General features: G+C 66.4%; 17 protein-coding genes. 4 read left to right on the forward strand and 13 right to left on the reverse strand.

Annotated features, from left to right (window positions below; translation table 11 throughout):
• Positions 1–55: 55 nt before the first annotated feature.
• The 3 genes from CFB39_RS01390 to CFB39_RS01400 all read right to left on the reverse strand — a co-directional run bounded on the left by CFB39_RS01390 (position 56) and on the right by CFB39_RS01400 (position 2385).
• The gene (locus CFB39_RS01390; RefSeq protein WP_039366855.1) at positions 56–628 is read right to left on the reverse strand and encodes a flavodoxin family protein; all 573 of its coding nucleotides are present in this window, start codon (positions 626–628) and stop codon (positions 56–58) included.
• A gap of 221 nt (positions 629–849) precedes the next feature.
• On the reverse strand, positions 850–1443 hold the full coding sequence (locus CFB39_RS01395; protein WP_089471986.1) for a YbhB/YbcL family Raf kinase inhibitor-like protein: 594 nt from the start codon (positions 1441–1443) through the stop codon (positions 850–852).
• Between the two features lie 255 nt (positions 1444–1698).
• Complete coding sequence (locus tag CFB39_RS01400; protein WP_011350651.1) at positions 1699–2385, reverse strand: orotate phosphoribosyltransferase; 687 nt, start codon at positions 2383–2385, stop codon at positions 1699–1701.
• A gap of 460 nt (positions 2386–2845) precedes the next feature.
• Between CFB39_RS01400 and CFB39_RS01405 the strand changes: the two genes are divergently transcribed.
• Positions 2846–5116, forward strand: a complete 2271-nt coding sequence (locus tag CFB39_RS01405) for an NADP-dependent malic enzyme (RefSeq protein WP_089424277.1) — start codon at positions 2846–2848, stop codon at positions 5114–5116.
• A 149-nt stretch (positions 5117–5265) separates the two neighbouring features.
• On the opposite strand, the gene CFB39_RS01410 is transcribed toward CFB39_RS01405, so the two are convergent.
• Positions 5266–8856, reverse strand: a complete 3591-nt coding sequence (locus CFB39_RS01410; RefSeq protein ID WP_089471987.1) for an indolepyruvate ferredoxin oxidoreductase family protein — start codon at positions 8854–8856, stop codon at positions 5266–5268.
• Between the two features lie 330 nt (positions 8857–9186).
• Here CFB39_RS01410 and CFB39_RS01415 point away from each other — a divergent pair, with 330 nt between their 5' ends.
• Positions 9187–9381, forward strand: a complete 195-nt coding sequence (locus CFB39_RS01415) for a hypothetical protein (RefSeq protein ID WP_046547411.1) — start codon at positions 9187–9189, stop codon at positions 9379–9381.
• 132 nt (positions 9382–9513) lie between these two features.
• Here the strand turns inward: CFB39_RS01415 and hppD are convergent, their stop codons facing one another.
• Entirely contained in the window at positions 9514–10611 is a 1098-nt protein-coding gene (gene hppD / locus CFB39_RS01420; RefSeq protein ID WP_089424279.1) for a 4-hydroxyphenylpyruvate dioxygenase, read from the reverse strand.
• A 212-nt stretch (positions 10612–10823) separates the two neighbouring features.
• Here hppD and CFB39_RS01425 point away from each other — a divergent pair, with 212 nt between their 5' ends.
• Complete coding sequence (locus CFB39_RS01425) at positions 10824–11348, forward strand: Lrp/AsnC family transcriptional regulator (protein WP_011655746.1); 525 nt, start codon at positions 10824–10826, stop codon at positions 11346–11348.
• Between the two features lie 58 nt (positions 11349–11406).
• On the opposite strand, the gene CFB39_RS01430 is transcribed toward CFB39_RS01425, so the two are convergent.
• The 8 genes from CFB39_RS01430 to paaA form a co-directional block, all read right to left on the reverse strand.
• Positions 11407–12054 (reverse strand): GNAT family N-acetyltransferase, encoded by a 648-nt coding sequence (locus tag CFB39_RS01430; RefSeq protein ID WP_039366876.1) that lies wholly within the window; start codon positions 12052–12054, stop codon positions 11407–11409.
• A 233-nt stretch (positions 12055–12287) separates the two neighbouring features.
• Complete coding sequence (locus CFB39_RS01435) at positions 12288–12893, reverse strand: TetR/AcrR family transcriptional regulator (protein WP_006482923.1); 606 nt, start codon at positions 12891–12893, stop codon at positions 12288–12290.
• A gap of 16 nt (positions 12894–12909) precedes the next feature.
• Positions 12910–13734, reverse strand: a complete 825-nt coding sequence (locus CFB39_RS01440; RefSeq protein ID WP_089471988.1) for a DUF1835 domain-containing protein — start codon at positions 13732–13734, stop codon at positions 12910–12912.
• Between the two features lie 128 nt (positions 13735–13862).
• Complete coding sequence (gene paaE / locus CFB39_RS01445; RefSeq protein WP_089471989.1) at positions 13863–14951, reverse strand: 1,2-phenylacetyl-CoA epoxidase subunit PaaE; 1089 nt, start codon at positions 14949–14951, stop codon at positions 13863–13865.
• 5 nt (positions 14952–14956) lie between these two features.
• Complete coding sequence (paaD, locus tag CFB39_RS01450; protein WP_089471990.1) at positions 14957–15517, reverse strand: 1,2-phenylacetyl-CoA epoxidase subunit PaaD; 561 nt, start codon at positions 15515–15517, stop codon at positions 14957–14959.
• Positions 15518–15549: 32 nt separating this feature from the next.
• Positions 15550–16353 carry a 1,2-phenylacetyl-CoA epoxidase subunit PaaC gene (gene paaC / locus CFB39_RS01455; protein ID WP_089471991.1) on the reverse strand — a complete coding sequence of 268 codons (804 nt, stop codon included), beginning with the start codon at positions 16351–16353 and terminating at the stop codon, positions 15550–15552.
• Positions 16354–16363: 10 nt separating this feature from the next.
• A complete protein-coding gene (gene paaB, locus CFB39_RS01460) occupies positions 16364–16648 on the reverse strand; it encodes a 1,2-phenylacetyl-CoA epoxidase subunit PaaB (protein WP_010092957.1) in 285 nt (94 codons plus the stop codon).
• Between the two features lie 54 nt (positions 16649–16702).
• Positions 16703–17701, reverse strand: a complete 999-nt coding sequence (gene paaA, locus CFB39_RS01465; protein ID WP_069246920.1) for a 1,2-phenylacetyl-CoA epoxidase subunit PaaA — start codon at positions 17699–17701, stop codon at positions 16703–16705.
• Between the two features lie 200 nt (positions 17702–17901).
• On the opposite strand from paaA, the gene CFB39_RS01470 reads away from it, so the two are divergent.
• Positions 17902–19170: an SGNH/GDSL hydrolase family protein gene (locus CFB39_RS01470; protein ID WP_089471992.1), complete on the forward strand. Its 1269-nt coding sequence runs from the start codon at positions 17902–17904 to the stop codon at positions 19168–19170.
• Positions 19171–19659 lie beyond the last annotated feature (489 nt).

Consider the following 19659-nt stretch of genomic DNA (forward strand, 5'->3'; position numbering starts at 1 on the left):
CGGCCGGCCGTCTTGTGTCCCTTTGTCGCCCGCCGGAGCGAGCGCCAGGGCGTGCTCAGCCGCGGCCGGCGACCCACCGGGCGGTCGCTTCGGCAACCCGCCGGCCGAATGCCTTGCCGGTCTCGAGGTCGCCCGGCAGCGGGCCTTCGTCGGGCGTCGAATCGGCCGGCGACTGCGCGAGCAGGCCCGTCGAGCCGCCCAGGTAGTTGATGTCGTTGCGCGTGGCCGCCTTCGAGTTGGCCGGCATCAGGCTCGTGCCGACCCACACCATCCCATGCTGCATCGACAGCGTGACGAAATATTGAATCGTCGAGAACTTGTCGCCGTTCATCGTCGCGGAGTTCGTGAAGCCCGCGGCGATCTTGTCCTTCCATTTCTGCGTGAACCACGCTTTCGACGTCGCGTCGGCAAACTGCTTGAACTGCGCCGACGGGCCGCCCATGTAGGTCGGCGCGCCGAAGACGATCGCGTCGGCCGCGTCGAGCGCGGCCCAGCCCGCGTCGTCGACGTCGCCGACGGCGAGCAGACGCACGGTCGCGCCGGCGTCCTGCGCGCCCGCGTGCACGGCCTCGGCCAGTTTCTGCGTGTGACCGTAGCCGCTGTGATAGACGATGACGATGTTCGACATGAAGCGTTCTCCGGAAAGGAACGGGAACGGCGGACCGCAGGCTCGCCGCGTCATGCGTCGCCGGTGGGCGGCGCGACGGATCCGCGGCATGGCGCCGCGACCGGTGACGACGAGTCTAGCAAGCCGAAATGACGGGAAAGCACACGAGTGCGAAGGACGGCATTTCGCGGCGGCGGCAATCGCAGTGCGGCGGCGTGGCGGCGCGTCACGCCCGCCGCCCGTTACTGCCCGTAGTTGACTGTCAGTTGCGCGGTGCCGATCGCCAGCGTGCCGATCTCGTGCTCGAACATCGGCGCGGGTCGGCCCTGCGCGACGCGCAGGTCGTCGCCCTTGAGCGCATAGACGGTGATCACGTAGCGGTGCGGCTTGCCCGGCGGCGGGCACGGGCCGCCGTAGCCGTCGATCCCGAAGTCGTTGCGCGCCTCGCTCGCGCCGATGCGCCGCAGGAACCCGGACGCGCTCGCGTCGGCCGGCAGGCTCGTGACCGTCGCCGGAATGCCCGCCACGGCCCAGTGCCACCAGCCGTGCCCCGGCGCATCGGGATCGAAGACCGTGACCGCATAGCCGCGCGTGCCGGGCGGCGGGTTGTGCCAGCTGAGCTGCGGCGAGTGATTGCCGCCCTTGCAGTCGCCGCGGTCGAACACGTTCGCGGCGCGGACGCGCCCGCCCGGCGTCAGGTCGTCGCTCGTCACGGTGAACGGGCCTTCCGCATGCGCGGGCAGGGCGGAGAGGACGGCGGCGTAGAGGAGGGCGACGAGGAACGGCGACGGGCGACCCGATGGCGCAGGCGGAGTGATCCGGCGATCCACACGCATATGGCGCTTCTCCCGTCACGTGGGCCGGACCGATGCGTCCGGCGTTGTTGGCGTAGTGCGTTGCCTGCGCAGCTGATGGCAGCGATGGATCAAGTCTAGCATTAGGGTTCGATGAGCGATGCACGCCGCGACGCGTGGTCGCGATCGTTTCCCGCGCGAATCGGCGGACGCAAAATCGACGGACGAAAAAAAGCCGCCCGCGATGAAGCGGGCGGCTCGTTCAGCCAGGACGCCGGCCAGCGGGCCGGCGCGGCGTCAGTCCTTCGGGGACGTCGCGCCGCCGTGCGCCGCCGACCACTCGGCCGGTGCGTGCAGGAATTTCTCGACTTCGTCGAGCGTCTTCGTCTCGAAGTAGCCCGAGGCCTTCGCGACGCGCAGCACGTCCCACCACGTGGCGAGCGCGTGCAGGTCGACGTCGATGTCCTTCAGGACCGACACGCTTTCCTTGAAGATGTTGTAGTGGAACAGCACGAAGCAGTGATTCACCGTCGCGCCCGCGGTGCGCAGCGCGTTGACGAAGTTGATCTTGCTGCGGCTGTCGGTCGTCAGGTCTTCCACCAGCAGCACGCGCGAGCCTTCTTCCAGATGGCCTTCGATCTGCGCGTTGCGGCCGAAACCCTTCGGCTTTTTGCGCACGTACTGCATCGGCACCATCATCCGGTCCGCGATCCAGGCCGCGAACGGGATGCCGGCCGTCTCGCCGCCCGCCACCGCGTCGATCTGCTCGAAGCCGATGTCGCGCGTGATCGTCGTTTCCGCCATTTCCATCAGCGCGCGGCGCACGCGCGGATACGAAATCAGCTTGCGGCAGTCGATATAGACGGGGCTTGCCCAGCCGGACGTGAAGATGAACGGTTTTTCTGCGTTGAAGTGCACTGCCTGTACTTCGAGCAGGATTTTGGCGGTCGTATCCGAGATCGACTGACGATCGTAGCCTGTCATGGGCATTCCTTGGGTGATGAGCGAAGAGCGGGCGCGGGCCCGGTGGCGCAGCAAGGGGAACCTGCCCAGAGGGCCGGGGCGCGATCGGAGGGCCAATCGCATCGCTGCGCGCGTAGCCGGCTATTTTACCCGATTCAGGCCGGTTTTCGGCGGAATTCGCGCGGGTTCGCCGCGCGGCTCACCACCGGCGAAACAAGCGGGGCCGGATCGCTCGCGCGCTGATGCGGAGGATGCGGCGCTGCACCAACATGCGTCATTTAGGGGGTGTACACTAGGCGGCCCTTAGAAATCGTTCAGTACTTTGTACTTTCCTCTTGCCACCCGCCAAGGTTCGATGGCGTGCCGACCCGGCGCGTCGCGTGCCGTCTCGCAGTCGACCACCCCCTCGATTCAAGCAGACGCGGCCGAAGGTGCTGCGTACTGAACCGTCAATATTTCGCATGTCTCTCGCAGGTCAATCATGGACGAACAACTGAAGCAGGCCGCACTCGCTTATCACCTGAACCCGAAACCCGGCAAGATTTCGGTCACCCCGACCAAGCCGCTGTCGAACCAGCTCGATCTGTCGCTCGCGTATTCGCCGGGCGTCGCCGCAGCGTGCGAAGCGATCCACGCCGATCCGCTCGACGCGCAGAAGTACACGTCGCGCGGCAACCTCGTCGGCGTCATCACGAACGGCACCGCCGTGCTCGGCCTCGGCAACATCGGCCCGCTCGCCGCGAAGCCGGTGATGGAAGGCAAGGGCTGCCTCTTCAAGAAATTCGCGGGCATCGACGTGTTCGACATCGAACTGTCGGAGTCCGACCCCGACAAGCTCGTCGAGGCGATCGCGATGCTCGAGCCGACGCTCGGCGGCATCAACCTCGAGGACATCAAGGCGCCGGAATGCTTCTACATCGAGCAGAAGCTGCGCGAGCGCATGAAGATCCCCGTCTTCCACGATGACCAGCACGGCACCGCGATCATCGCGTCGGCCGCGATCCTGAACGGCCTGAAGGTCGTCGGCAAGAAGCTGTCCGACGTGAAGCTCGTGTGCTCGGGCGCGGGCGCCGCGGCGATCGCGTGTCTGGACCTGCTGGTGAACCTCGGCCTCACGAAGTCGAACATCCTCGTCGCCGATTCGAAGGGCGTGATCTACGAAGGGCGCGGCAACCTCGATCCGTCGAAGCAGCGCTATGCGGCGACCACCGACGCACGCACGCTCGCCGACGCGATCGTCGGCGCGGACGTGTTCCTCGGCTGCTCGAGCGCGGGCGTGCTGAAGCAGGACATGGTCAAGACGATGGGCGACCGCCCGCTGATCCTGGCGCTCGCGAACCCGGAACCGGAAATCCGCCCGGAAGACGCGAAGGCCGTGCGCCCGGACGCGATCGTCGCGACCGGCCGTTCGGACTACCCGAACCAGGTCAACAACGTGCTGTGCTTCCCGTTCATCTTCCGCGGCGCGCTCGACGTCGGCGCGACGACGATCACGGAAGAAATGAAGCTTGCGTGCGTGCGCGCGATCGCCGAGCTGGCGCAGGAAACCGACCAGAGCGAGGAAGTCGCGAAGGCGTATGAAGGCCACTCGCTCGAATTCGGGCCGGACTACCTGATTCCGAAGCCGTTCGACCCGCGCCTGATCATCAAGATCGCGCCGGCCGTCGCGCAAGCCGCGATGGATTCGGGCGTCGCCACCCGCCCGATCCAGGACATGGACGCGTACCGCGAGCAGCTCGGCGCGACCGTCTACCGCACCGGCATGGTGATGCGTCCGGTGTTCGCCACCGCGAAGCAGAAGCAGGCCCGCATCGTGTTCGCCGAGGGCGAAGACGAGCGCGTGCTGCGTGCCGCGCAGTTCGTGCTGCAGGAAAAGATCGCGAAGCCGATCCTCGTCGGCCGTCCGTCGGTCATCGACATGCGCCTCGCGAAGATCGGCTCGAAGCTGAAGGCCGGCACCGATTTCGAGATCGTCGATCCGGAAGACGATGCGCGCTACCACCGCTACTGGCAGGCGTATCAGGAGATCGGCGCGCGCGACGGCGTGACGCCGGAAGTCGCGAAGGCCGCGATGCGCAAGTTCAATACGCTGATCGGCGCGATGCTCGTGCACCTGGGCGACGCGGACGGGATGATCTGCGGGATGATCGACACGTTCCACAGCCACCTGAAGTTCATCGAGCAGGTGCTGGGCCGTGCGAAGGGCGCCGAGCATTTCGCGGCGATGAACCTGCTGATGCTGCCGGGCCGCAACCTGTTCGTGTGCGATACGTACGTGAACGAGCTGCCGAGCGCCGAACAGCTCGCCGACATGACGATCCAGGCCGCGGCCGAGATCGAGCGCTTCGGCATCGTGCCGAAGGCTGCGCTGCTGTCGAACTCGAACTTCGGCAGCGCGCCGTCGGCGTCGTCGCGCCGGATGGGCGAAGCCCGCAAGCTGATCGTCGAACGCGCGCCGAACCTGGAAGTCGACGGCGAAATGCACGGCGACGCGGCGCTGTCGGAACTGATCCGCAAGCAGGCCTTCCCCGGCACGACGCTGTCGGGCGAAGCGAACCTGCTGATCATGCCGAACGTCGAAGCGGCGAACATCGCGTACAACCTGCTGAAGATGGTCGGCGGCGAAGGCGTGACGGTCGGCCCGTTCCTGCTCGGCGCGGCGAAGCCGGCCCACATCCTGACGCCGGCCGCGACCGTGCGCCGGATCATCAACATGACGGCCGTTGCCGCCGCGAACGTGAACACGAAGTAAGTCCACGTCCGCGTGTGCCGCGCTTCACGCGCGGCGCAATGAAAAACGCCACGGAACCTGCGTTCCGTGGCGTTTTTTTATCGTGAAGCGACGTGAGCCGATAAGCCCTCGCCGGCGGGCATCCGGCCGCGAATGCCCGCCGCGTGCCGTTACGCGACCTGCTGGTGCGACTGGCCGCCGGCAGGCGAACGCCACTTCGCGAGCAGCGTGTCCCACTTCACACGTACCGCGCGCAGGTTGTTCTCCTTCACGTGGCCATAGCCGCGAATGCCGTCCGGCAGCGCCGCGAGCTCAAGGGCGAGCGGGCGGTTGGCCGCGTTCAGCTTGGCGAGCACCTCGCCGATCAGCGCTTCGTACTCGCCGATCAGCGCGCGCTCGGTGCGACGCTCGTCGGTACGGCCGAACGGGTCGAGCGCCGTGCCGCGCAGGAACTTCGCTTTCGCGAGCATCCGGAACGCCGACATCATCCACGGGCCGTACGCCTTCTTCACGAGATGGCCGTGGGCGTCCGTCTTCGCGAACAGCGGCGGCGCGAGGTGGAATTTCAGCTTCCAGTCGCCTTCGAACTGCGCGGTCAGGCGCGCGAGGAATGCCGGATCGGACTGCAGCCGCGCGACCTCGTATTCGTCCTTGTACGCCATCAGCTTGAACAGGTTGCGCGCGACCGCTTCGGTCAGCTGCTCCTGCGCCGTGTCGCCGTCCGCCAGCGCACGCTCGGCCGCGCGCACCTTGTCGACGAACGCCGCATAGCGTGCTGCGTACGCGGCATTCTGGTACGCGGTGAGGAATTCCACGCGCTTCGCGATCAGCGCGTCGACCGCCTTCTTCGTGTGCAGCGAAATCACCGTGGCGCCTTGCACGGGGCGCGCGTCGCCGGCTGCGGCCTGCTTCACGCTCGCCAGGTCATACGCGGCGCGGCGGCCCCAGTCGAAGGCCGCACGGTTCTTCTCGACCGATACCGCATTCAGCTCGATCGCGCGGACCAGCGACGCGAGCGTCAACGGCAGCCAGCCCTTTTGCCACGCGTAGCCGAGCACGAACGGGTTCGTGTAGATCGCGTCGCCGAGCAGCGCGACCGCGAAGCGGTTCGCGTCGATGAAATCGACGGCTTCGCCCGCCGCCGCGCGGATGTCGTTCTCGGCGGACAGGCCCGGGAACGCCCAGTTCGGGTTCTTGATGAACTCGGCGGTCGGCGTCTGCGCGCTGTTGACGACCACGCGCGTCGTGTCGTGGCGCATGCGCGACGTGCACTCGTCGCCGGCCGTGACGATCGCGTCGCAGCCGATCACGAGGTCGGCCTCGCCCATCGCGATCCGCGTCGCATGGATGTCGGTCGGCGCGTGCGAGATCTGCACGTGGCTCATCACGGCGCCGCCCTTCTGCGCGAGGCCGGTGACGTCGAGCACGGTCACGCCCTTGTTTTCCAGGTGCGCGGCCATCCCGAGCAGTGCGCCGATCGTGACGACGCCCGTGCCGCCGACGCCCGTGACGAGCACGCCGTATGCGCGGTCGATGTCCGGCAGCGTCGGTTCGGGGATCGGCGGCAGTGCGTTGCCGTCGACCGACACGGCCTTCGGCTTCTTCAGCTGGCCGCCCTCGACCGTGACGAAGCTCGGGCAGAAGCCCTTCACGCACGAGAAGTCCTTGTTGCAGCTCGACTGGTTGATCTGGCGCTTCGTGCCGAATTCGGTTTCCAGCGGCTCGACCGACAGGCAGTTCGACTGCACCGAGCAGTCGCCGCAGCCCTCGCACACCGCGTCGTTGATCACGACGCGCTTGGCCGGGTCCGGATACGTGCCGCGTTTGCGGCGGCGGCGTTTCTCGGTCGCGCAGGTCTGGTCGTAGATCAGGATCGTCGTGCCTTCGATCTCGCGCAGCTCGCGCTGCACGTCGTCGAGCTGGTCGCGGTGATGGATCGTCACGCCCGGCGCCAGCAGCGCCTTCTGGCTGTCGTACTTCTCCGGCTCGTCGGTGACGATCACGATCTTCTTCGCGCCTTCGGACGCGAGCTGGTGCGTGATCTGCGGCACCGTCAGCACGCCGTCGACCGGCTGGCCGCCCGTCATCGCGACGGCGTCGTTGTAGAGGATCTTGTAGGTGATGTTCGCTTTCGACGAGATCGCCGCGCGCACGGCCAGCAGGCCCGAGTGGAAATAGGTGCCGTCGCCGAGGTTCGCGAACACGTGCTTCTCGTCCGTGAACGGCGCCTGGCCGATCCACGGCACGCCTTCGCCGCCCATCTGGCTGAAGGTGCTCGTGCTGCGGTCCATCCACACGGTCATGTAGTGGCAGCCGATGCCGGCGATCGCGCGCGAGCCTTCCGGCACGTTGGTCGACGTGTTGTGCGGGCAGCCCGAGCAGAACCACGGCTTGCGCTCGGTCTGCACGTGCGGCTTCGCGAGCGCCATTTCCTTCGCGTTGATCACGGCGAGGCGCGCGGCGATGCGCGCACGCACGTCGGACGGCAGCTCGAACTTCTCGAGGCGCGTCGCGATCGCCTTCGCGATGATCGCGGGCGACAGCTCGTAGTGCGCGGGCAGCAGCCAGTTGCCCATCGGCACCGACCATTCGCCGCCGGCGCCGTCCTTCTCGTCGAACTTGCCGAACACGCGCGGACGTTGCCCGTCGGGCCAGTTGTACAGCTCTTCCTTGATCGCGTATTCGAGGATCTGGCGCTTTTCCTCCACGACGAGGATTTCGTCGAGGCCGCGCGCGAACGCCTGCGCGCCCTGCGCTTCGAGTGGCCACACGCAGCCGACCTTGTAGAGCCGGATGCCGATCCGCGCGCAGGTTTCGTCGTCGAGGCCGAGGTCGGTCAGCGCCTGGCGCACGTCGAGGTACGCCTTGCCGCCGGTCATGATCCCGAAGCGCGCGCTCGGCGAATCGATCTCGATGCGGTCGAGCTTGTTCGCGCGCACGTAAGCGAGCGCCGCATACCACTTGTAGTCGAGCAGCCGTGCTTCCTGCACGAGCGGCGGGTCGGGCCAGCGGATGTTCAGCCCGCCTTCCGGCAGGATGAAGTCGGTCGGCAGCACGATCTCGGTGCGGTGCGGGTCGATGTCGACCGATGCCGACGATTCGACGACGTCCGTCACGCACTTGAGCGCGACCCACAGGCCCGAGTAGCGGCTCATCGCCCAGCCGTGCAGGCCGAAATCGAGATATTCCTGCACGTTGGACGGGAACAGCACCGGCAGCCCGCAGGCCTTGAAGATGTGTTCGGACTGGTGCGCGAGCGTCGACGATTTCGCCGCGTGGTCGTCGCCGGCGAGCACCAGCACGCCGCCATGCTGCGACGAGCCGGCCGAGTTCGCGTGCTTGAATACGTCGCCCGTGCGGTCGACGCCCGGGCCCTTGCCGTACCACATGCCGAACACGCCGTCGTGCTTCGCGCCGGGGTACAGGTTCACCTGCTGCGAGCCCCACACGGCGGTGGCGGCGAGATCTTCGTTGAGGCCGGGCTGGAAGACGATCTGGTGGGCGGCCAGGTGCTGCTTGGCTTTCCAGAGCGACAGATCGAGGCCGCCGAGCGGCGAACCACGATAGCCGGAGATGAAGCCGGCGGTATTGAGACCGGCGGCGCGATCGCGTTCCTGCTGCAGCATCGGCAGGCGCACGAGGGCCTGGATGCCGCTCATGTACGCGCGGCCGCGTTCCAGTGTGTATTTGTCGTCAAGCGTGACGGACTTCAGCGCGGCTTCTAGCGACGCGCGTTGGCCTGCGTCTAGCGGGGCATTCATTAACTGTCTCCTCCACCCAGTTTGGGATCACCAAAACTCGACTGCTTCGGGCGTCTTGTGGACGCGTCGGCAGTGGCCGGCATATTGGCCGGTTTTAAGCGATGGTAGCACTGGGGCAAACCCGCCGCCCATCGGTTGGAATGCCGGTGGAGTGCGGCGCTGCGTCAAAAAAACAGGGCGGAACCATGCGTTACATCATGTAAAAGCATGTAAAGCCGGGTTCATCTGCTGGCAAATGCCGTTAATCTTGTCGGCCTGCCGGAGGTGCCCGGCCGCGTTGGCTGGTTTCGACGCAATCGGGGAGGCGCCGGCAGTTTTACAGGAGGTGCAATGAACACACGTCATATCCAGAGTTTCCTGATCGTGTCCGCCGCGTTTTTCTCGATGACCGGCCCGGTGCACGCGCGAGGCGCGAGCGCACTGGCGGCAGCCGGCGCGCAGATGCAGCAGATCGTGCCGGCCCAGGACGCCGTCGCGCAACCGTCGGCCGAGCGCGCCGTCGAGTCGAAGGCGAACGCGCGTTGATCCGCTCGCGCGGCCTGCGGGTCGCGCCGGAATGCAAAAAGGGCGGGAATCCGAGGATTCCCGCCCTTTTTCTTTGCGCCGCCGGATCGTGCGGGCCGCCGGGTTGCCCCGGGCAGCCGCCCGCCGGATGTGTCAGGCCTTGTCCTGTACGACGCCGCGGCGGATCTGGTCGAGTTCGATCGATTCGAACAGCGCCTTGAAGTTGCCTTCGCCGAAGCCCTGGTTGCCCTTGCGCTGGATGATCTCGAAGAAGATCGGCCCGATCTGGTTCTCGGTGAAGATCTGCAGCAGCAGGTCGTCGCGTGCGCCGTCGATCAGGATCTTGCGCTTCTTCAGTTCGTCCAGCGATTCGCCGTGGTTCGGCACGCGGCGGTCGACCAGTTCGTAATACGTGTCGATCGTGTCGAGCAGCTTCACTTCCTTGCTGCGCAGGCCATCGACCGCCTGATAGATGTCGGTGGCGCCGAGCGCGATGTGCTGGATGCCTTCGCCGTGATACGCGTCGAGGTATTCCTGGATCTGGCCGGCCGTATCCGAGCCCTCCTCGTTGATCGGGATGCGGATCTTGCCGCACGGCGACGTCATCGCCTTCGACTTCACGCCCGTCACCTTGCCTTCGATGTCGAAGTAGCGCACTTCGCGGAAGTTGAACAGGCGCTCGTAGAACTCGGCCCATTCCTGCATGCGGCCGCGATGCACGTTGTGCGTCAGGTGGTCGATGTAGGTGAGGCCGTGGCCGACCGGGTTCGGGTTCGCGCCGGCGATCGGCTCGAAGTCGACGTCATAGATGCTGATGTCGCCGATGGCGCCCGGTTGCGCGCCGTTCTTGCCGCGCCAGCGGTCGACGAAGTAGATCAGCGAATCGCCGATGCCCTTGATCGCCGGGATGTTCAGCTCCATCGGGCCGGTCTTGTTGTCGAAGCCCCATGCGCCGAGTTCCAGCGCGTGCTGGTACGCCTTCGCGGCATCCTGCACGCGGAACGCGATCGCGCAGATCGACGGGCCGTGCAGGCGCGCGAAGCGTTGCGCGAACGAATCGGGTTCGGCGTTGATGATGAAGTTGATGTCGCCCTGGCGGTACACCGTCACGTCCTTGTGGCGGTGGCGCGCGATCGCGGTGAAACCCATCCGTTCGAACAGTTGTCCGAGCGCTTTCGGGTCCGGTGCCGTGTATTCGATGAATTCGAAGCCGTCGGTGCCGACGGGGTTGTCCCAGTTCGGGATCTGCATGGCGTGTCTCCTGTGGGGGCGATCGGCCGGGGCGACGTGCGCAGGCCCGGCCTGGTTCGATGTCGAACGTGGCGCACGCGGTGGCGTGCGCGACGCATCGGTACGTGCGACAAAGTGTAGCGGGCAGTCACGAGCGTAAACTTGCGAACTTAATTGCCGGAACCTACGATGGCGCAATTTCCAGTCTCAAATCATTTATTGGAGGGCAGAAGATGGCGCAAGCCGAATTGGATGCCATCGACCGGCGGATTCTCGCGATTCTTCAGGAGAACGGGCGCCTGTCGAACCAGGAGATCGCCGAGCGCGTGAACCTGTCGCCGAGCCCGTGCCTGCGGCGGATTCGTCGGCTCGAGGAAATCGGCGTGATCACCGGTTATGTCGCGCTGCTGGATCCGCAGAAGCTCGGGCTCGACCTGCTCGCGTACGTGAGCGTGCGGCTCGAGAAGCGCGGCGGCCTGGCACCGGTGCGGGCCGACGAAACGTCGGCGCGTGCGGGCGCGACCCATGCGGAGCTGTTTCGCGCGGCCGTGCAGACCTGGCCGGAGGTGGTCGCGTGCCACGCGATGACGGGGGACATGGATTACCTGCTGCGCGTGCAGGTCGAGGACATGGCACATTTCTCCCGCTTCGTGCAGGAGCATCTGCTGCATCACCCGTCGGTGATCGACGTGAAGACGAGCTTTTCGCTCGAATGCTTCAAGGAGACGACGGCGTTGCCGATTCGTTCGGTGCGCTAGTGCGCGGCGGGGAAGGGAGGGGCCGGGCGCGCGGCTGGCGCGGCCCGGCTGGCCGACATTACGCCGTCAGCGCGGCGGGCATCAGCGATTCGATGAACTTCGTGGTGCGGCGCGCCTGGCGCTTCATCGCATAGTCGAACACCGCGGCCTGTTCCTGCAGCATCTCGGCGATGATCGTCGAGTGGTCGGCGGGCGGCAGCGACAGGTACGCATCGGCTTCGCCGTACGCGTACTCGATCCGCATCCCGGATTTCTTCGCGATATGCATCATCGTCGCGTTACGCGACAGGCAGTGCATGTACAGCATCGTCACGTGCGTGTTGCGGCTGCGGATCGCCGCGCGCTCGAACAGCTTCGAGCCGACGCCGCGGCCGCGTGCGCTTTCGAGCACCGACACGCCGAATTCGGCCGTGCGCTTGTCGCCCTCGGCCGGCAGGTAGGCCAGGTGGCCGACGCCGATCAGTTCGAGGTCGTGGTCGAACACGCCGAACACGGTGTCGCGGCCGAAGTCGATCGTGCGGACATAATTCTCGATCACGTGGTCGGGCACCATCTGGCCGAAGCGCAGCAGGCGGTCCTCTTCGTCGAGCGAGAGAAAGTGGGTGAGCATCTGCTCACGGTCTTTGGAAGCCAGTTCCCTGACGAGAACCGGCGCACTGCCGACCGTGCCGACAACTTCGGCAGGGCCGTTGAATTGCGTGTTCATCGTGGGTTCCTCAGTGTGGGTGCACAAGCGGGTTGTGCAATGCAACAGCATTTTACCCGAGCGAGGTTGGGGAAAACCCGTATTTGACGTTATTTGTGCCGAGGGGAAATTCTAAAACCGCTTAGTTCATTCTGTAAGCTATTGATTTTAAGCGAATTTAAAATTCATCATATGAAATGCGCGGCGGGCAGCCGCAGTGTACCCGTCGCGCAACGCATGCTGCTGCGCGTCAATCAGGCGGCCGTCGACAGCCCGCGCTCGATCAGGTCGATCACCTGCTCGGCGAAGTCGCGGTAGCCGAGGCGGCCGCCCGGCTTCAGCCACGTGAACGTCCAGTTGATCATCCCGAACACCATCATCGTCACGGACGTCTGGTTTTCCTTCGAGATGCGGTCCGGGTACGCGCGTGCGAGCTGCCGCGTGAACGCCGCGACGATGTCGCGCTGGCGGTCGAGCACGATTTCGCGCTGCGCGTCCTCGAGATACTTCACGTCGTTGAGCAGCGCGACGTGCCGGCTGTGCGACGTCTCGTACTCGGCGAGGAACGCACGCACGAGCTCGGCGAACGCGTCGCGCTCGCTGAGCCCGCGTCGCTGGCTCGCCCCTTCGACCTCGGCGATGATCAGCATCAGCCGTTTCGTGTAGCGGTCGAGCAGGTCGAACAGGATCGCTTCCTTGCTCTCGTAATAGTGATAGAGGCGCGCCTTCGACGTGCCGCTCGCGGTTGCGAGATCGGACATCGACGTGCTCGGGTAGCTCGTCTGCGCGAATTTCTCGGCGGCCAGATCGAGGATCTGCTCGCGCTGGGATTCGTGGTCGGGCGCTCGGGTACGGGCCATGGTCGAATGGGGAAGATTAGCGGTGCGCGGTGGCCGTGCGGACCGCGCGCACCTGCGTGGAAGAGAGGGCGTCGGGCGCGTCGTCCTGCAGCTCGAGCCGGCCGGTTGCCGCGAGTTCGCGGCAGCGCCACCAGGCGATCGAGTCGCTGACGAACAGCCCGCCGCGGTCGGCGTCGGCCATGATGCTGCCGACGAGGCGCGCCGCAGGCCGCCAGTCGGCTTCCGCGCGCGCGACGATCAGCGCGTCGAGGTCCTCATAGTAGCCGCTCTTGATGGTGTTGCTGACCCAGTAACGCAGCTCGGCGTTCAGGTGCTTCGCCTCCTGCCATTCGAGCGCGAGGCGGCCGATGCGCAGCACCGAGATCGGCGCGGCCACCGGGCGCTTGCGCGCCAGCTCGGCCGCCGAGAACATGCCGGTCGCACACGCCTGGTCGGTGCGCGACAGCGCCGCGCGCTGGGCCGAGTCGAGATCGGCGGCCGACAGCCGCACTTCGTTCAGGCGTTGCGGGACGTTGCGCAGGTGATAGGCGACGCGGCGCAGCAGCAGTTTGTCGCCGACGCTCGGCGCATGCCACACCACCACCTGGCCGGTATCCGTCGCGAGCTGGTCGAGGCGCGCGAACTCGCCTTCGATCTCCGCGTTCCAGTCGGGAATCTGGTCGCCGAGCACGCGCTGCCAGAAGGCGGCGCGCGTGTCGGGCGTCTCGTCGGCACCCTTGAGCGGCCCGACGCCGAGATCGTCGAGCAATCCGACGACGCGCTCGTCGCGTCCGGCTTGCGCGAGTGCCTCGCGCAGCGACGCGGCGGCGGTGCCGCCCTGAATCACATGAATGGTACTCATCGGCCTGTCGTCAACAAAAGAAAACCGCCGGCCGGGCGGACGTTGCGATGTCCAGCCGGCCGGCGGCCCCTAGTGTAAGCGAGATGTGTGACGGCGAGAAACCGTCCGGCGCCGCGACGCGACGTCGCTCAACGCTCGTCGTAGCTCACGACGACCTTGTCGCTGATCGGGTGGCACTGGCACGTGAGCACGAAGCCGTCCTTCACTTCATGCTCTTCGAGCGTGTAGTTCTTCTCCATCCGCACTTCGCCCTCGAGCACCTTCGCGCGGCACGTGCAGCACACACCGCCCTTGCATGCATACGGCAGCGCGAGGCCCGCGCGCAGGCCGATATCGAGCAGGCTCACGCCTTCGTACGGCAGGCGCAGCTTGCGCTTCTTGCCGTCGAGCACGATTTCCAGGTCGGCGGCCGGGGTCTGGTCGGTGATTTCGACGACCGGCGCACCGGCTTGCGGCAGGGGCGTGCCGAAGCGCTCGACGTGCACCTTCGCCTGCGGCACGCCGGCCGCCTTCAGCGCGGCCTCGGCTGCATCCATCATCGGCGCGGGGCCGCAGATGAACGCCTCGTCGATCGCGTCGGCCGGCATCAGCGTATCGAGGAATTCCGCGCATTTCGCCTGGTCGAGCACGCCGTTGAACAGCGCGACGTCCTGCTGGTCGTCCGACAGCACGTGATAGAGGACGAAGCGGTTCATGTAGCGGTTCTTCAGGTCCTCGAGCTCCTCCGCGAACATGATCGCGTCGACGCTGCGGTTGCCGTAGATCAGCGTGAACGTGCTGCGCGGCTCGAGTTCGAGCGTCGTCTTCACGATCGCGAGCACCGGCGTGATGCCGGAGCCGCCGGAAAACGCGACGTACTGCTTGCCGTGATCGGCGTTCAGGTGCGTGAAGAAACGGCCGTCCGGCGTCATCACGTCGATCGTATGACCCGGCTTGAGCGAGTCGAACGCGAAGTTCGAGAAGCGGCCGCCGCGCACCCGCTTGATGCCGATGCGCAATTCGCCGTCACGGTCGTAGTCCGTCGTGCCGACGCAGATCGAATACGAGCGGCGCGTTTCCTCGCCGTCGATGTGGGTCTTCAGCGTGACGAACTGGCCCTGCGTGAAGCGGTACGCGTCGCGCAGCTCGGGCGGCACGTCGAAGGAGACGGTGACGGCGTCGGCGGTCTCGGGCCGCACGTCGCGGATACGCAGCGGATGAAATTGCGGGGTCGCCATATCGATTAATAAGGTTTGAAGTAGTCGAAGGGTTCGCGGCAGTCGACGCAGCGATACAGCGCCTTGCAGGCCGTGGACGCGAATTGCGCGAGACGCTCGGTACGGGCGGAGCCGCAGCGCGGGCACGCGGGTGCCGCGACCGGCCTTGGCACGAAGCGCACGACGTTTTCCCGCGGCGCGGCGGTGCCGCACTGGCCGACCGGTGGCGCGATGCCGTACGCGCGCAGCTTGTCGCGCGCTTCCTGCGTGATCCAGTCGGTCGTCCACGCGGGCGCGAGCACGGTCTCGATCCGGTGCGCCGGAAGGTCCGCGGCCTGCAGCGCGGCGGCGATGTCCTCCGCGATCTGCGACATGGCCGGGCAGCCCGAGTAGGTCGGCGTGATCACGACCTCGAGCTGGCCGTCGTCCGCGCGGCGGACGTCGCGCAGGATGCCGAGCTCGCGGATCGACACGACCGGGATCTCGGGGTCGGGCACGGCTTCGAGCACGTCCCATGCACGGGCGAGCAGCGGGTCGGCGTGGCGCGCGGCGGGCACGGCGTTGGCGGGGGCGGTCTGGACGGACATCGTCGGGCTCCGTTGGGCGTGGGGGCGGCCGATTACCAGCTCGCGCCGGGATGCTGGCGTGCGAGGCTCTGCATTTCGGCGAGCAGGTAGCCCATGTGCTCCGAGTGCTCGCCCTGCTTGCCGGTCGTCACATGCTGCACGGGTGCCGGCAGCGTGAGCGTCGCTTCCGCGAGGGCATCGTCCACGTCCGCGCGCCACGCTGCTTCGAGCGTGGCCGGCGCGGGGGCGATGCCCTCGGCGGCGACCGCGTCGTCGATTGCATCGGCAGCGAAGAATTCGCGCGTGTACGGCGTCAGGTAGTCGAGCGCTTTCTGCGCGCGGCGGTGCGATTCGTCGGTGCCGTCACCGAGGCGAACCAGCCACTCGCGTGCGTGCTGCACGTGATAGCGGGTTTCCTTCACCGATTTCGCGGCGATCGCGGCGAGCTGCGTGTCGGCCGACGTTTCGAGCGCGGTCCACACGTGCAGCATCAGTGCCGAGTACAGGAAGTTGCGCACGATCGTCACCGCGTAGTCGTTGTCGGCGTGTGCGGTGCCGGCGATCGGGCCGTAGTGCGGCAGCTCGGCGAGCGTGAAGTTCGCGAACTCGCGCTCGGTGCGGAAATACGCGTAGTCGTCCTCGGTCTTCGTCGCGCCGGTGAGCTGGCGCTCGAGTTCGGCCGCGTGCGTGTACAGCATGCGCGCCTGGCCGATGAGGTCGAGGCTCATGTTGGTGAGCGCGATGTCTTCCTCGAGGATCGGGCCGTGGCCGCACCATTCGGCGTTGCGCTGACCGAGGATCAGCGTGTTGTCCGCGAGGCGCAGCACGTAGGAGAGGTGTTCGGGCGTGGTCGTCATGGCGCGGGCGTTACATGTGGTTGACTTCGTCGGGCAGCGTGTAGAACGTCGGGTGGCGGTAGATCTTGTCGCCCGCCGGTTCGAACAGCTCCGCCTTCTCGTTCGGATCGGACGCGGTAATGGCCGACGACGGCACCACCCAGATGCTCACGCCTTCCTGGCGGCGCGTGTAGACGTCGCGCGCCATGCGCAGCGCCATCGACGCGTCGGCGGCGTGCAGGCTGCCGCAATGCTTGTGATCGAGCCCCTGCTTGCTGCGCACGAACACTTCCCAGATCGGCCATTCCTTGTTCATCACTTTCTCCTCAATCCTCAATCCTGAATCCTGAATTCGATGGTGTGCCGCCGCTCAGGCGGCGTGCTGTTCGGCGCGCGCGCGGCGCTTGGCTTCGTGGGCGAGTGCGGCTTCGCGCACCCATGCGCCGTCCTCGTGCGCTTTCACGCGGGTCGCGAGGCGTTCCTTGTTGCACGGGCCGTCGCCGTTGACCACGCGCCAGAATTCGTCCCAGTCGATCGTGCCGTAGTCGTGATGGCCGCGCGCCTCGTTCCACTTCAGGTCGGGGTCGGGCAGCGTCACGCCGAGCACCTTCGCCTGGTCGACCGTCGCGTCGACGAACTTCTGCCGCAGATCGTCGTTCGAGATCCGCTTGATGCCCCATTTCGCGGACTGGTTGCTGTGAACCGAATCGGCGTCGCTCGGGCCGAACATCATCAGCACCGGCCACCACCAGCGGTTCACGGCCTGCTGGACCATTGCGCGTTGCGCGTCGGTGCCCTTCATCATCGACAGCAGCGCGTCGAAGCCCTGGCGCTGGTGGAACGATTCTTCCTTGCACACGCGGATCATCGCGCGCGCGTACGGGCCGTACGTGCAGCGGCACAGCGGGATCTGGTTCATGATCGCGGCGCCGTCGACGAGCCAGCCGATCACGCCGACGTCGGCCCAGGTGGGTGTCGGGTAGTTGAAGATGCTCGAGTATTTCGCCTTGCCGGCGAGCAGTGCGTCGATCAGCGAATCGCGCGACACGCCGAGCGTTTCGGCCGCGCTATACAGATAGAGGCCGTGGCCGGCTTCGTCCTGGACCTTCGCGAGCAGGATCGCCTTGCGCTTCAGGCTCGGTGCGCGCGAGATCCAGTTGCCTTCGGGCAGCATGCCGACGACTTCCGAGTGCGCGTGCTGCGAGATCTGGCGAACCAGCGTCTTGCGATAGGCGTCGGGCATCCAGTCCTGCGGTTCGATCTTCCCGTCGGCGGCCATGACCGCATCGAACCGCGCCTGCTCGGGCGACTCGGCTGCGGCGTCGAGCGGCGCGACGTTGCCGGGGATGTCGAGGGATTGCGTGTACATGGCGAAAGCTCTCGTCCGGTTGAATGTGTGCGAAGTATAAACCAACCGACCGGTCGGTTAATAAATTTCTTGCGGATTTGCGGTGAGACTCGGGTAAACGAGTGACGTCAGGGCGCGATCGGAGGGCGAGAGGGTGGGCCGGCGCGTGGGGTTCGCGTCTTCTGCGGCACAATGCCCGCTTTCCGACGAGGATTTTGCCGATGTCATTTCGAAGCAGTATCGCCGCGGCCGTGCTGGGTGCCGCCGTCTTTGTCTCGCCGGTCGTGGCATCGGCTTCGGCCGCGCCGGCTGGATGGGTGGCGGCGTGGGCGACCGCGCTGCAGCCGATCCCCGACCTTGCCGCACCGCCGCCGCTTTATCGTGCACCCGACGTGTCCGGACGGGCCGTGCGCCAGATCGTCTATCCGACGGTGTCGGGGCGTGCCGCGCGGATCCGCGTCAGCAATGCCTACGGACATGCGCCGCTGGTCGTCGAAGCGGCGAGCCTCGCGCGCGCCGGCGAAGGGGCGGCGCTTGCTGGTGCGGCGGCGCCGGTCCGGTTCGGCGGCAAGGCGTCGGTGACGCTTGCGCCGGGCCAAGAACTCGAAAGCGATCCGGTGGCGATCGATGTGGCGGCCGGGCGGCCGTATGCGATCAGCCTCCAGATGGGGGCGAACCAGCGGATGACGGTCTGGCACCGCGTGTCGAACCAGTTCAATTACGTGTCTGCACCGGGTGACCATGTGAGTGACCCGGGCGCCGCCGCGTTCCGCACCCGTTTTACCCAATACGCATGGGTGAGCGAGCTCGCGGTCGAGGCCGGTTCAGCGCGCGCCAGCGTAGCGGCGATCGGCGATTCGATCACCGACGGGCTGCGCTCGAGCGTGAACCGGAATCGCCGCTGGCCGGATGCACTGGCGCGTCGGCTGACCGCTTCCGGCGCGGAGTCGATCGGCGTCACGAATCTTGGTATCAGCGGAAACCGGCTGCTTAGCGATTCGGCGTGCTACGGCACGTCGCTGGCGTCGCGGTTCGAGCGTGATGCACTGTCGCGCGCGGGGGTGAAGGCGGCGATCGTGCTGATCGGGATCAACGACATCAACTTCGCCGCGATGCCGCCGCGCGCGGGGCTCGATTGTGACCACCCGCATACGCAGGTCACGGCCGCATCGCTGATCGACGGCTACCGCCGGCTGATTGAAGCGGCGCACCGTCAGGGCGTGAAGGTCTTCGGCGCGACGCTGACGCCAGCCGGGCTGCCGGAGGGGCGCGAGGCGATCCGGCTCGAGGTGAACCGGTGGATCCGGAGCGGTGGCGGGTTCGACGGTGTGGTCGACTTCGATGCTGTGCTGCGCGATCCGGCGCGCCCGAGCGTGCTGCAGCGTCGATACGATAGTGGGGACGGCATTCATCCGAGCGACGCCGGCTACACCGCGATGGCCGACGCGGTGCCGGTCGAGCAACTGCAGGCTGCGGTGGTCGGCAAGTGACGCGCTTCTATATATAGAGAGAAGTGTTGCCGGCAACGCGTAGGTCAGCGGCACCACTTGGCCCGTCGAGCGCGAAGCCCCCGAGCGCGCCAGCGCACGGGGGCTTTTTCAAAATATTTTCACAAAGGGCTTGCGTAGACGAGGGTGGGTGCTTAGAATCACGCCTCTTTCGCGCTAACGGAAACGCGGCGCGGGAGAAGGGAAGCAGGGTGGGTGGTGTGCTGGAGTCTGAAGCGCGCAGCTGGCCTGGAAGTTGAGCCACGCAGTCGCAACGATGATGTTAAAAAGTTGTTGACGAACTGCGAAACACGGTTCATAATCTCGCTTCTCTGCTGCTGAAAACGCAGCGCTGCCGGGAAACACGAAGTTCCTCGCAGAATGCTCTTTAAAAATTAACAGCCGATAAGTGTGGGCGCTTGATGAAAGCGAGCTGATCCTCGGATCAGATAGCGAAAGTATCAAGAGTCTCACACTAAAGTAAGTCAGGTT

The organism is Burkholderia sp. AU6039, from assembly GCF_002223365.1.
Lineage (GTDB): Bacteria > Pseudomonadota > Gammaproteobacteria > Burkholderiales > Burkholderiaceae > Burkholderia.